The sequence below is a fragment of the Stenotrophomonas sp. 05N37 genome (assembly GCF_056397365.1).
Genome location: NZ_JBFTNG010000001.1, coordinates 1,436,381 through 1,450,203 on the forward strand (window position 1 = coordinate 1,436,381; position 13,823 = coordinate 1,450,203).

General features: G+C 63.2%; 7 protein-coding genes and 2 pseudogenes. 6 read left to right on the top strand and 3 right to left on the bottom strand.

Annotated features, from left to right (window positions below; translation table 11 throughout):
- Nucleotides 1-85: 85 nt before the first annotated feature.
- Nucleotides 86-442 carry a hypothetical protein gene (locus AC1DGC_RS06215; RefSeq protein ID WP_478047439.1) on the top strand — a complete coding sequence of 119 codons (357 nt, stop codon included), beginning with the start codon at nt 86-88 and terminating at the stop codon, nt 440-442.
- 138 nt (nt 443-580) lie between these two features.
- On the opposite strand, the gene AC1DGC_RS06220 is transcribed toward AC1DGC_RS06215, so the two are convergent.
- The 3 genes from AC1DGC_RS06220 to AC1DGC_RS06230 all read right to left on the bottom strand — a co-directional run bounded on the left by AC1DGC_RS06220 (nt 581) and on the right by AC1DGC_RS06230 (nt 4,641).
- Entirely contained in the window at nt 581-2,764 is a 2,184-nt protein-coding gene (locus AC1DGC_RS06220; RefSeq protein WP_259206860.1) for a peptidoglycan-binding domain-containing protein, read from the bottom strand.
- Between the two features lie 45 nt (nt 2,765-2,809).
- The gene (locus tag AC1DGC_RS06225) at nt 2,810-3,694 is read right to left on the bottom strand and encodes a hypothetical protein (protein WP_478047440.1); all 885 of its coding nucleotides are present in this window, start codon (nt 3,692-3,694) and stop codon (nt 2,810-2,812) included.
- Between the two features lie 320 nt (nt 3,695-4,014).
- Nucleotides 4,015-4,641: a hypothetical protein gene (locus tag AC1DGC_RS06230; RefSeq protein ID WP_478047441.1), complete on the bottom strand. Its 627-nt coding sequence runs from the start codon at nt 4,639-4,641 to the stop codon at nt 4,015-4,017.
- A gap of 483 nt (nt 4,642-5,124) precedes the next feature.
- Here AC1DGC_RS06230 and AC1DGC_RS06235 point away from each other — a divergent pair, with 483 nt between their 5' ends.
- The 5 genes and pseudogenes from AC1DGC_RS06235 to AC1DGC_RS06255 all read left to right on the top strand — a co-directional run.
- Nucleotides 5,125-9,774 (top strand): RHS repeat-associated core domain-containing protein, encoded by a 4,650-nt coding sequence (locus AC1DGC_RS06235; protein WP_478047442.1) that lies wholly within the window; start codon nt 5,125-5,127, stop codon nt 9,772-9,774.
- 187 nt (nt 9,775-9,961) lie between these two features.
- Nucleotides 9,962-10,315 carry a hypothetical protein gene (locus tag AC1DGC_RS06240; protein ID WP_394162756.1) on the top strand — a complete coding sequence of 118 codons (354 nt, stop codon included), beginning with the start codon at nt 9,962-9,964 and terminating at the stop codon, nt 10,313-10,315.
- 208 nt (nt 10,316-10,523) lie between these two features.
- A pseudogene (locus AC1DGC_RS06245) lies at nt 10,524-12,212 on the top strand (RHS repeat-associated core domain-containing protein); the annotation flags it as partial.
- Nucleotides 12,213-12,652: 440 nt separating this feature from the next.
- Nucleotides 12,653-12,967 carry a hypothetical protein gene (locus AC1DGC_RS06250; RefSeq protein WP_394162750.1) on the top strand — a complete coding sequence of 105 codons (315 nt, stop codon included), beginning with the start codon at nt 12,653-12,655 and terminating at the stop codon, nt 12,965-12,967.
- A gap of 175 nt (nt 12,968-13,142) precedes the next feature.
- Nucleotides 13,143-13,688, top strand: a pseudogene (locus tag AC1DGC_RS06255) (RHS repeat-associated core domain-containing protein); the annotation flags it as partial.
- Nucleotides 13,689-13,823: the final 135 nt, after the last annotated feature.

Below are 13,823 nucleotides of genomic sequence, written 5' to 3' on the forward strand. Positions count from 1 at the left end.
CGGATCTCCGCGGGCAGCCTCGGCGACCGCGATTGGACGTGGGTAAACTTCATCCGCCAACACGGCATCTCAAAAGGACGCGAGCATGCGAGTACGGATTGCGGCCCTGGCCATCCTGATGGTGGCCGGCTGCGCCACGAGCCCCCGCACACCCCCGCCACCGCCGATCACGCGCGTGGGGTTCGACAGCGGCGTGCACGCCGACCGGGTGTCGGCGTGTGCGTTGAACGCCCTGGGCGGCGACTACCGCATGCGCCGCACTGCGCCTTGGCTGTACCAGATCTTCCGACCGCAGACCCCGGGGGGTGGTGACATGGGCTGGTACATCTTCAATGACGGCAATGGCGGCAGCAAGATTCGTTACCCGGACAGCTTCCAGGGCAGCGAGGAAGAAGCGCAGGTGCGCCAGTGCGCGGGCATGGCACCGAACGCGGCGTCATGACGCAGAGCGGTGCACAGGTGAGCCCCTTGCCAGCAGCGGCGCGATCGATGCGGCGCGCGCGCCCCTGAATGCAAAAAAGCCACCGCCGAGGACATCCTGGTCCTCGGCGATGGCGCCCCTACGCGTGTTGCGGCGGCCTCAGCGCTCGGCGGGCGGCTGGCTCTGTGCAGCCGGTGCCTGCGCCGCCGGTTCGGCCTGGCGTGCGTTCAACTGCTGCTGCAGGTTGTCGCGCATTTCAGTGAAGGCGCGACCCGCCGGGGTCTCGGCCAGCCCGGCCAGCGCGTTGCGCATGCCGTCGGCGTTGCCTTCGCGCGCGGCATTGAACAGCGAAGAGAGCACGCTGTTGCCTTCCTTCTCGGCCTGCGGCGCCTTGGTCTGCTCACGTGCCTGGTCCAGCGCGGCATGGGTCTTGGGACCCACCACGCCATCGGCGCTCAGGCCCTTGTCGCGCTGGAACGCCTTGACCGCTTCTTCGGTGTGCGCGCCGAACTTGCTGTCCACGTCCAGCGGCTTGCCGTTGCGGTCGGTGTAGCCGAGCTTGTTGAGCGATTCCTGCAGGGCATGCACGCTGCTGCCGCGGCTGTCTTCGCGCAGGGTCGGGTGCGACTGCGCGGTCGACTCGGCCTTGCCCGGTGCAGCGTTCGCCGCAGGCGCGCGTTCGCCCGCAGTGGCGCGGCCGCCGCCGTCCTTGATCAGGTCGCGGCCATTGGCCAGCGGATCGGTGGCGAACAGCTCCACGCCGCGCGCGTGCTTGCGGTCCAGGTAGCCCTGCAGCGGGATCATCTCCACGCCTTCGCCACTGCGCGACTGGCTCACCTTGAGCTGGCCGTCGGTGGGATCACGCACGACCATGGTGATGTGGTCGATGCCGTTGAAGCGGCCCCGATCCCAGCCCTTGGCGCCGTTGTCCTCGCCGATGATCATGCCCTCGCGCAGCGAGTTGGCGGTGATCTCCTTGCCGGACATCAGGGTGCCCGAACGCTCGGAGGCCTTCTGGATGATCCCGGCCGCATGGTCGAAGCCCGGGCTGAACTGGTCGGCCTTGGTGAACACATCGCGACCGGCCTTTTCGTTGATCTCGGCCATGCTCTGGTTGGCCAGGCGCACCACCCAGCCGGAGCAGTCCACTGCACCGGACTCGGGCTTCTTGTCGCCGAAACCGTACTTGACGTGGTCGAACTGCTTGGTCAGTTCGTAGGCACGGTTGAGCTCGATGCCTTCACCACCGGTGGCCGGTGCGGCCGGCTGCGCGGGCGCGACGGGCTCGGCCGCAGCCTTGGCCGGTGCAGCGGTGGCCGCAACAGCGGCGGTGCCCGCCACGGCAGCAGCGCCTGCAGCCACGGCGGCTGCCGCCGGTGCCTGCGCCGGAGCGGCCTGCGCATGGCCGGGCGCCTGCGAACGCAGCGCCTGCAGGGTGTCACGACCGGCCACGCCGTCCACGGTCAGACCGTGGTCGCGCTGGAAGTTCTCCACTGCGTGGCGGGTGTTGTCGCCGTAGGACCCGTCGGTGCCCAGCGCCTTGCCGTTGCGGTCGGTGTAGCCGAGCGCGTTGAGCTGCTGCTGCAGCTGCTCGACCGGTGCACCGCGTTCGTTCGGCGAGAGCATGCCGTCGGCCATCGGATCACGCGCGGCGCGCGACGGCGCAGCGGCGGTGTGGCTGAGCGTGCCGCTCGGCAGGCCGCGCGTGGCCTCGTCGGCATACCCCTGGTAGCGATCCATGTGGTCGCCCATCTTGGCGTAGGCGCTCTGCAGCGAGATGCTGCCATCGCCGTACAGCGCCGGGTTGCCGGAGATCACTTTGCTGCTCAGCACGCTGTCCACGCGCGCATTGGGGTTGTCGCGCAGCTTGGACAGGAAGCTGACCGCATCGGTCGAGCCCAGGTTGTGCATGGCGTAGACATTGGCGTCCACGTCCTTGCCGCCGTACTGCGAGGCGCGCTCGATGTTCTCGCGGGTGAACTCGGCCAGCATGCCCGCCTGCAGCTTGGTGTTCTCGCGCAGCTTGGGCGAGTTGGTCTGCTCCTTGGTCATGTCGGCGGCATTGGCCACGCCGTACTTCTCGCCGTACTTCTGCACCATGTCGTGCCAGGTGCCATTGAGGAACTGGCCGTAGCCATGCGCCGAGGAAATGGCCTTGGTGCCGTCGTACTGCGTGACCGTGTTGAGCTCCGGCTTGGAGGTGGAGATCGGCCGCGCATTCGGATTGAAGCCCGACTCGAAGCCGGCGATCTTCACCATCACGTCCACGTCGATCCCGGCCGTCTTGGCCGCCGCTTCCAGTTCCTGCCGGTGCGCTGCCCAGCGTTCGTCCCGATTTGACATAGTAAGGTTCCTTTTAGTGATTCAGCTGAACATCGAAATGAGGCGTTACGGCGCCCCGGGGTAGACCTGCTGCTTGGGGTCGAAGGCAATCACCGACGTCGCCGCCGCTGCACCATCCCCCTGGCGGGTCGCCTTGATGGGATAGAAACCATCGACCGGCGTGCCGGTCGGGTCGATCTGGATCTGCACGACTTCGCTCGGCGAGTCTTCGCTGCTCTGCGCGATGCGCGAGACATCGCGGAACACACCGGCGACCGGCACCAGCAACGTGTACTGGGTGACGGTCACGCCCTGCCAGGTACCGCCGGCGGTGCCCAGCCAGCCATGCCGATCCGGGCCGACCTGCACCAGCTGCGCGTCGCGGCAGCCACAGTCGCCGGCCTGGCCCTGGTCGATGGCCGCGGTGGCGGCCAGCGGCGTCCACTTGCCATCGGCGGTGACGGTGGCGGCGAACGCGCCGCGCAGCCCCGGATCCACCAGCGAGTAGGTGTCCGCGTTGGGATCGCTGTAGGTCTGGAAGTACACCTGGGTACCGGAGGCGGCGGCCACGACCTTGGGCGTGTCCGGCTTCATGCAGTAGTCCAGCGTGTCGTTGGCGCCTTCGAAGCTGTGCGACCAGCAGCCGGTGGCGGCGTTGAAGGCCTTTTCGCCGTACGCCTTGCGCAGCATCCCATCGACCACGGCCTGCAGCTGCTCGGCGCTGAGCGCGACCGGTGCGGCGGCGGTGGGCGTGGCCGCGGCGGCAGTAGCCGGTGCGGTGGCCGCCGCCGCCGCGGGCGCGGTCGACGGTTCGCCTGCAGGCGCCTGCGCCTTGCAGGCGGTCAGGCCGGCCACCAGGCAAACGCCCAGCCACAGGGCGTGGCGCGCGGGAAGGGCGCGGGTGGAACGCGCAACGGAAATCACAGCCTGCTGTTCAAGGGCGGTATGCATGGTGTCGTCTCAGGGAAAATCGGCCGCGGCCGATGAGGAAAAGAAGCGCCCGGCGCCGTGCCTGCCTGCCACGTCCGGTCCGCGCACGATGGGCGCGCAGGACAACGGAAACGACAAAACGGCGCCGTCATGACTGACGTTCGCTGGGCGGTGCTGGCCGGGGACGGCCAGACGATCGAAAAGGGTGAGTGCGGAGTGAAGAAATGTCTTCCGCGGACCGACCCGGGTAGTGTCCGTATGCATCGCGATCTCCATGCGTGCCACGCGGCAGCGCAAGCGCTGCCACGTATTGGCCGATCCGGACCACATCCTTGGGTCCGCTACCGGGAGATCGGCCGGTAGGTGTTATGGCCGGGATCGTAACGGTACTCGGTCGCGTTGTCACCCCCCGCCGTCTTCACGCGCAGGGCCGGCAGGTCCGAGCCGTCGACCGGCACCAGCTCCAACGGCGCTGCCGCGGCGGCCGGGACGGTGCCGAGGTAGGTCCACTTGCGCTCCTTGGTGCCCTGCAGTTCGTGCGGCTTGAACACCAGCATCTCGAACGCGGGGCCGGCGGCATCGCCTGCGCCTGCACGGGTGGGCAGTGCCAGCAACACGCGCCCGGAGGCTGTGGTGAAGGTCTGCGGCTTGCGTGCCGTGTCGATCGCGTTGCCCTGCTCGGCCTGGCCGAACTCGCCGATGTACGGCTCGCTGCCCTGCAGCGTCCAGGCGTTGTTGCCATCGGCCACGAAGGTGGCATGGGCGAGGGTCACCTTGGCGGCGGGATCGACGCGGCCACTCTGGCGGTCGGCGCCGTACCGAGTGGGGGTGAACCAGGCAAAGCCGGTGTAGTAGCGCTTGCCATCGGCCTGGAATTCCAGGCCATGCCAATAATGGATCTTGCTTCCGTTTTCCACGTCGTAACTCAATGCGCCACCGCCGTCGATATCGCTGATCGCGGTCAACACGCTTTCAGCGCTGGGGGCCGGTGCGGTAGTGGGCTGCGCTGCGGGCTGCTCCGTGGCAGCGGTGGGGGCTGCTGCCGCGGCGGGTGCAGGCGCTGCCGGCGTGGCGGCGGCCGGTGCCGACTCAGTGCCTGCGCCGCAGCCGGCAAGGACCAGCGCAGTGGCCACGGAAAGAAGGGAAAGACGAATGCGGCTTGGCATGAACGCACCTTCATGGATGGAAAGCCGGAGTCTAGCGGAGGCGCTTTGAATGCGCTTTGACGTGGCTTCACCTGAGGACGCCCCCGGTGGGGGGCCTATAAGACCGCCCGCTGTCGGGAGGGCTTGACGATATTCCTATGGCGTGAATGTGATCGCAGTCAATTGACGCGTACTTGATTCAAGCAAAAAATTGCCACGCAACGTCTTCTGCGATGCTGTGATTCCACACGTGGCAACACGGGGAATTTTCGGCCTTGCCGACCAAAATTCACTAAGAGGTTCAGGATGAACTTATCCATGGCAAATGGACATGCTGGTATGCGTGCCCCGTGCTCCCTGGTCTGCACGTTGGTTATCGGTTGCTGCGTCATCGCGCCGGCATCGGCCCAGGAAAGCCGCAAAGAGTGGCGAATCTCCAGTCCTGGTGGGCAGTCCACGGCCTACAGCACGCAGCAGGAGGCGGTCGCCGCTATCAAGGGCCTGCCGGCACCTCCTGGTGTTCCGCCTGAGGCGCGGGATGGCTGGAACGCCGTGGACAAGATCAAGAGCCAGCGCATCACCTTCGATGGCAAGACCGACATTACGTATTGGATGGGCAAAGCGCAGCCGTCGGATCCCGAGTGGGGCTACATGGTCAGCTACGGGACCCAGAAGTACGCCTCGGAAGACCAGATGGTTACGGCATACAACGCCACCTGGCAGCCGAATCCGTTCTGCGCGGGTGAAACAGTCGCACCATCCGGCGCATGGACCCCGGCATTCCCCGGCTTTGAAGGTTTTGAGAATCGCACTTACGAGAGGGTTGTCGCCGAGGGTGACAATTCCATCGACTATCCGTGCGAGTACTTCACGATCGAATACACATTCACGCGCACGCGCAGGCTCGATTGTCCCGTCCGCTACGCACAGTGGTCGAACAAAGAAGAGGCCTGTGTAAACGAAGACTTCCTCGCCACCATCACATCCACCTCCGACGTGTGCGAGGGCAACGGTGGCGCGGGAAGCTGCTTCGCGTCTTCACCCGCGCAAAAAATCGACGGCGCGTGTGATGGCAACGTCGGCAACCCGTGCAACGTCAAGACCGGCGAGAAGTACGAGATCGCGCCAGACTTCGACCTCGGCTGGATCGCGCTGACGCGCTTCTACCATTCCGGCGTGTCCACCACGCTGGGTGGGTTCGGGCATGGTTGGACACACTCGCTCGGCATCCGGCTGGTAACTGATGGTGCAGAAAGCGCGGGCCTCATCGAGGGAAAGGGTTACCAGCGACCGTTCAAGAAGGTCGGCACCGCCTTCGAGGCCACCGACGGCAGCGGCGATCGACTGGTCCAAAACGGCAACTGGACGCTCTACACCGGGCACCAGACCACAACCTTCGACGCGGCTGGTCGCGTCCTCGCCATCCGCAGCCTGGACGGCACTTCGCTTACCTATTTGTATGACGACAGGGATCGACTGGTTGCAGTGGGGCACAGCAGTGGCAGGGTGCTGGAGTTCACCTATGCCAGCGATGCCTACGAGGCCCATATCGCGTCGGTGCAGGTGGAGGGTGTGCCCATGGCAACCTACGCCTATACCGCCGCAGGGCAGGTAGCCAACGTCACCTATGCTGATGGCAGTATCCGGACCTACCACTACGAGGATGCGCGTTTCCCACATCACCTCACCGGCATCACGGCCGAAGACGGCCGGCGCTACAGCATCTTCACCTATGACGCGCTCGGACGGGTCATTTCCAGCCAGCATGCGGGCGGTGCCGATGGTGTGACCCTCGATTACAGCAGCAGCAGCGGTGGCGCCCTGGTTACCGATGCATTGGGCCATCAGACCAACTACGCCCTTACTCCCGGTGGGCAAACGGCGCCGCCGCGCAAGGTGACCGCGCTGGCCGATACCCGTGGCGTGGTTGCGCGCACCTATTACGCGGTCGCCGCGGATTTCCGTCAGCGCCTTGCCACGCTGACCGACCGTGACGACGTCCAGACCAGCCACGCGTACGCGGACATCACCGATGTGGTGACGGGCCAGCCGGCCAGCCGTCACACGGTGACAGAGGCGGTGGGTCTGCCGGAGCAGCGCATCACGCAGACAGTACGCGATCAGGCGACCAACGTGCTGCTGGCCACTACCGTGGGCAACCGTGAGACGCGCTACGCGTACAACACGCGGCTGCAGCCGGCGAGCATGGTCATCAAGGACCTGGCCGCCGGCGACACACGCACCACCACCTTCACCTACTGCGAGGCGGCAGACGCCGCGCTGTCGGGTGGCGCGTGTCCCATCGAAGGACTACCGAAGGCCGTCGACGGGCCGCGCCTGGACGCCGCCGATGTAACCACCTACACCTACTTTGCGGTGGATGACGCCGCATGCGCGGCTTCGCCCGCGACATGTGCTTACCGCAAGGGAGATCTGCGCAGCATCACCAATGCCCTGGGACACAGCGTCGAGACGCTGGCCTACGACAGCGCAGGTCGCCCGGTTTCGGTCAAGGACGCCAACGGCGTGGTCACCGACTACACCTATCACCCACGCGGCTGGCTGGCGACGGCTACCGTGCGTGGTGCGACCGCAGCCGATGACCGCAGCACCCAGATGAGCTACTGGCCCACCGGCCTGGTCCAGCAGGTCACCGCACCGGACGGCAGCAGCGTGAGCTATGTCTATGACGCCGCCCAGCGCCTGACCGACATCGCCGATGATGCGGGCAATACCATCCATTACACGCTCGACAACGCGGGTAATCGCCTCAAGGAACACACCGTGGACGCAGGCGGTACGCTGCGCCGCACGCTCGCCAGGGTGTACAACACGCTGGGCCAGTTGATCACGCTCAAGGATGCGGGCAACCACGCCACCGGCTTCGTCTACGACGTCAATGGCAATGCACAATCGATCACCGACGCGCTGCAGCGGGTGACGGCCCGGGAGCACGACCCGCTCAATCGCCTGGCGCGCACCCTGCAGGATGTCGGCGGTATCGAAGCCGAGATCCGCACCCGCTACAACGCGCTGGATCAGGTCACTGAGGTTACCGATCCCAAAGGGCTGCACACTACCTACGCATATAACGGTTTTGGTGATCTGACCACGCTGGTGAGCCCGGATACCGGGACCACCGTCTTTACCGTGGACGCTGCCGGTAACCGCACGACCCGCACAGACGCGCGCGGCGTGACTGCTAACTATCACTACGATGCGCTCAATCGTCTCACTGGCATCGCCTATCCCGACCCCAACCTGGACGTTGGCTACAGCTACGACATCGCGCCGAGTGTCTGTGCAGCCGACGAGCGCTTCGCAAAGGGGCGCATCGGCACGGTCGCACACGCAGGAGGCAGCACCGCCTACTGCCACGACCGCTTTGGCCAGGTCACCCGCAAGGTTCAGACCGTCAACGGAGTGGCCAGCACGCTGCGCTATGCGTACACCAAGGCGGGGCGACTGGCGTCGCTGACCTACCCGGATGGCAGCGTCGCCGACTACGTTCGCGACAGCCAAGGCCGCATCAGCCAGATCGGCCTCACTCGTTCCGGGCTGGAGCGTGAGGTGGTGATCAGCCAGGTGACCCATGCTGCGTTCGGGCCGCCCACCGGCTGGACCTACGGTAACGGTCGCCAGCTGCAGCGCCCACTCGACCTCGACTATCGTCCGCAGGCCGTGCATGACCCGGCAGTGGGCGGTCTCTCGCTGAGCTACGGCTACGACCCTGCGGGGTCAATCACCGAGCTCGAGAACGGCGCAGGTACTTCAGTCCTGGCCAAGTACGCCTATGACCCGCTCGGCCGTTTGACCCAGACCCAGGATGGCCTCACCGGAACGCCAATCGAGACTTATGCCTACGACGCCACCGGCAATCGCACCGGGCTGACGACCGCGGCCGGCACTTCCATTTACACCTATCCGATGGATAGCCACCACCTCGCTGCAGTTGACGGCCAAGCGCGAAGCTACGATGCGGCGGGCAACACGGTCAGCGTCGCGGACAAGGACTTTGCCTATAGCGATGCGAACCGCATGAGCGCGGTGAAGCAGGTGGGTGCAGTGGTGGAACGCTACAGTTACAACCATCTAGGTGAGCGCGTCCGACGCGCGCCGGTATCAGGCGAGGCACAGCTAACGATTTACGATGAAGCCGGGCAGTGGATCGGCAACTACAGCGCTGCAGGACTGCGGCAACAGCAGGCTATCTGGCTGGATGACTATCCGATTGCTCTAATCAGCGCACCGAGTGCTGGCGTGCCAGAAGTTGCCTACATTCAGCCGGACCACCTGGGCACACCGCGGGTAGTAATTGACCCTGTGCGCGATGTGGCCATCTGGGAGTGGAGCAACAAGGGTGAGACGTTCGGGTATCAAGCACCGGCCAGCGATCCGGATGGCGATGGCGTGACGTTCGATCTTGCACTCCGCTTCCCCGGGCAGCAGGCAACGGATGCGAGCGAGATGTTCTACAACCATCAGCGAGAGTACGAGCCCACCGTAGGTAGATACACTCAAAGTGACCCGGTCGGGTTAGAGGGTGGGATCACGACCTATTCCTATGTGGAGAGTGATCCGCTATCCGAGGTTGATCAGTTCGGCCTGATGTCAGGGCGCAGGGGTGAGCGAAATCAGGCGCGCTCAGCGGCCGGAACCAACAACCCAGGTAAGAAATGGAAAGATGATCCAAAGCGCTTTGGTTGGGGCTGGGAAAAGGATTCAAATACAGGAAAATCCACGTACAAAAAAAGGCCGCCAAGCTTGAGCCCGCCAAGGGCGATTGGCCCGCTACTGGCCCTTCGCGTCGCGCTCCAAATCGCCTGCGAGAATGGAGATGCGAATTCTTGCAGGGAGCTGTGCTCGCTGTTCCCCGGGGTGTGTCAAGATGATGCGTTAACAGATCCAAACTTTGCTGCGTGCCCGGCCCAAATGGCCGGTACTCGGGTATTTTGAAATGAATTTTCAGTGTGCTTCTGATGCGTCTTGTGTTTTGTGTGCGTCATTGGATCTTGGCAAGAAATATAAATTTCCTTGGTTATTTATAATCAACAGTATTGCGAGGTAACTTGACATGAGGCCGCAGCGCGCGCGGGCGAGGCTGGACAATGAGAAGATTAATCCTGAGAGAATCAGGAGGTTGGTGCTGTCTCTGTTTCGGCGAAAGCATGATTACGGCAATTTCGACCTCGGTGAACTGATGCCAGAGCTCGAGGCGTTCGGAATAACAACGGTCAAGCGATTCAGGCGTCTGCTGAAGAAACACAGGCGATCCATTCTTGACGAGGAGCGAACGAAAATGTCGCGTGTCGAGACGTTACATTTATTGAGTCAATTCGACCGTAGAGGTATCGATGCGCATTCCAATACATCATGGTATGCAATCGTCGGCTTGGTAAGGCAGGCGATGGAGAGGGAGTTTGGCTGGGAGGCGATGATGCCTTTTCACGTAGATGGCGGATCAAATGAGCCACCGGCAGGTGTGCATGATGCGTAGTCCGGTTGCTTCACGGCGCCTCTATCTATAGCGCCGGTCTGTCCGGAACTCCACAAGACGAGAAACGATCCTTCTGTGTTAACGCCCGAAGCATGCTCGCTTTATCAATCATTTCAGCAATCACTATGCTTCCGAGGTGCGCTCGCTTCAGCGCGGCGTGGAGTTCCAAGCTGGAGCTCGATGTCACGACTCAAACGCGTCGCTCAATGATGACGCGCTGCAGCGGGTGACGGCCCGGGAGCACGACCCGCTCAATCGCCTGGCGCGCACCCTGCAGGATGTCGGCGGTATCGAGGCCGAGATACGCACCCGCTACAACGCGTTCGACCAGGTCACCCAGGTCACCGATCCCAAGGGGCTGCACACCACCTACGCCTATAACGGCTTTGGTGATCAGACCACGCTGGTGAGTCCGGATACCGGGACCACCGTCTTTACCGTGGACGCTGCCGGTAACCGCAAGACGCGCACGGATGCGCGTGGCGTGACTGCCACCTATCACTACGATGCGCTCAATCGTCTCACTGGCGTTGCCTATCCCGACCCCAACCTGGACGTTGGCTACAGCTACGACATCGCGCCGAGTGTCTGTGCCGCCGACGAGCGCTTTGCAAAGGGGCGTATCGGCACCGTCCTTCACGCAGGCGGTAGCACCGCCTACTGCCACGACCGCTTTGGCCAGCTCACCCGCAAGGTGCAGACCGTCAACGGTGTGACCACGACGCTGCGTTATTCTTACACCAAGGCGGGGCGACTGGCGTCGCTGACCTACCCGGATGGCAGCGTCGCCGACTACGTGCGTGACGGCCAAGGCCGCACCAGCCAGATCGGCCTCACTCGTTCCGGGCTGGAGCGTGAGGTGGTGATCAGCCAGGTGACCCATGCTGCGTTCGGGCCGCCCACCGGCTGGACCTACGGTAACGGTCGCCAGCTGCAGCGCCCACTCGATCTCGACTATCGACCGCAGGCCGTGCATGACCCGGCGTCAGGCGGACTTTCGCTGAGCTACGGCTACGACCCGGTCGGTGCGATCACCGAACTGAGGAGCGGCGCAGGCACCAGTGTCCTGGCCAAGTACGGCTACGACACACTGGGTCGACTGACCCAGACCAAGGACGGCGCCACCGACGTGGCGATCGAGGCGTATGCCTACGACGCCACCGGCAATCGCACCGCGCTGACCACGGCGGCAGGCACCGCCAGCTACACCTATCCGATGGACAGCCACCGCCTGCTCGCCGTCGATGGCGAGGCGCGCGATCACGACGCGGCAGGCAACACCATCAGCATTGGCGGCAAGGCGTTCAGCTACAGCGATGCCAACCGCATGAGCGCGGTGAAGCAGGCAGGGGCTGTCGTCGAGAGCTACACCTACAACCATCGGGGTGAGCGTGTGTTGCGCGCGCCTGTCTCGGCTGACGCACAGGTCACGGTGTATGACGAAGCGGGGCAATGGATCGGCAACTACGGTGCGACAGGGCAGCCGCAGCAGCAGGCCATCTGGTTGGACAACTATCCGGTTGCTCTCATCAGCGCACCGAGTGCTGGCGTGCCAGAAGTTGCCTACATTCAGCCGGACCACTTGGGCACACCGCGGGTAGTAATTGACCCTGTGCGCGATGTGGCCATCTGGGAGTGGAGCAACAAGGGCGAGGTATTTGGTAATCAGGTGCCGAACGTCGATGCAGACGGGGACGGTGTTGGCTTCGAGTTGGCGCTGCGCTTCCCCGGGCAGCAGGCAACGGATGCGAGCGGAATGTTCTATAACTATAATCGAGACTACGATTCCGTGACGGGGCGCTATTCTCAAAGTGATCCTATTGGTCTAACTGCTGGCATTAGTACGTATTCCTACGTCGAGAGTGATCCAGCTGCCTCGTCCGATGCAGAGGGTCTGCAGCGACGTCGAGGTACTCTCAGTGCACCCCCAACAATCTCAGAAGTCCTGGCGAGATCCCAGGTTCCACAGCTGATCAGGGAGATTCAGCGCTACGAGCCATCTTTCCAATACCAGACCGTAGGTCCTTCCGGGTACAGGTATAATCGACAGGACGTTGAATTTCTAAACGGGATAGTAAGGCAGCATGAGGCGCGCAGATGGCAAAGTTGTCCGGCCAATATAAATTATGGCCGTACCCCGGGTGGTATTCCGTTATCTCGTCATTATTCAACCGAAAGAGTGGATAGGAATATTCCGGTCTCGCTGATAGATTCGATTATCAACACTCTTCCTGGAAGGCCGTCTAGGGCTGGCACCGCGGTTTACTATGATCCGGTAAATAAGGTGAAGGTTGTGATGGGAGTCAATGGGGTTGTTACCGCATATAGGGTGGAATGATGAAAGTACTGAGCTTCAGTGATAGCTCCTCCGTCTGTGCGACGATGGTGGATGGCGCGGTAGTCGTTGACCTGAGTGATGATGAGATTTTAGGTGTCGAGATCATGGGGTATTCAGGGATCTCCGGGCGGCGACCGGTAGCGGAGGATGTCAAGTGGATGCAGACGATGGTAAATTCTGTGGGCGTCTACGAAGATGACGACGTTTTGTCAATTAGAGTCCGTACTGGTCCCAATACAGGTCAGAAGGAATTGGTGGCGAGGTTTGGCTTTGACGAGTCAGGTCGACTGGTTTCTATCTCCATGCCGCGTTAGCGCAGACATTCAACTCCGGCGCAGCCTATGGGGGCTGTAAAATAAAATCCGTCGAGGTCGCCATCAGGCTTTGGTGCTCGCCGGGTTATATTTGCGCCCCGCTTCGCCCCGCTACCGCACCTGGCGCCCAACGTAGCTTGGTGCGGCCAGTTTCATCCCCAAACCCGCCTCAGTCGTCGTCGAGAGCTACACCTACAACCATCGGGGTGAGCGTGTGTTGCGCGCGCCTGTCTCGGCTGACGCACAGGTCACGGTGTATGACGAGGCGGGGCAATGGATCGGCAACTATGGTGCGGCGGGTCAGCCGCTGCAGCAGGCCATCTGGCTCGACAACTATCCGGTTGCGTTGATCAATGCACCGAGGGCTGGCGTGCCGGAAGTGGCCTACGTGCAGCCGGACCACCTGGGCACCCCGCGGGTGGTGATCGATCCCGTCCGTGATGTGGCGATCTGGGAGTGGAGCAGCAAGAGCGAGGTGTTTGGTAACCAGGTGCCGAACGCGGATGCAGATGGGGACGGTGTTGGCTTCGAGTTGGTGTTGCGCTTCCCGGGCCAGCAGGCGACGTACGCTAGTGGGATGTTTTACAACTACCAGCGGGATTACGATCCGGCGGTGGGCAGGTATTCGCAGAGTGATCCGATTGGGTTGCTGGGTGGCATTAGCGCCTTCGGATATGTCAGCGGAGATCCCCTCTCTAGCCTTGATCCGGAAGGCATGCAGCAGCGGGCTGCGACGCAAGCAGCTAGATCGTTTGCGAATGTTGCCCCGACTAATGCCGCCGACGGATTTCAAATCCACGAAGGTAGATACGCAACCCACTATCCTGGGTTTTCTCCCTGGAGTAGACCTTCGTTT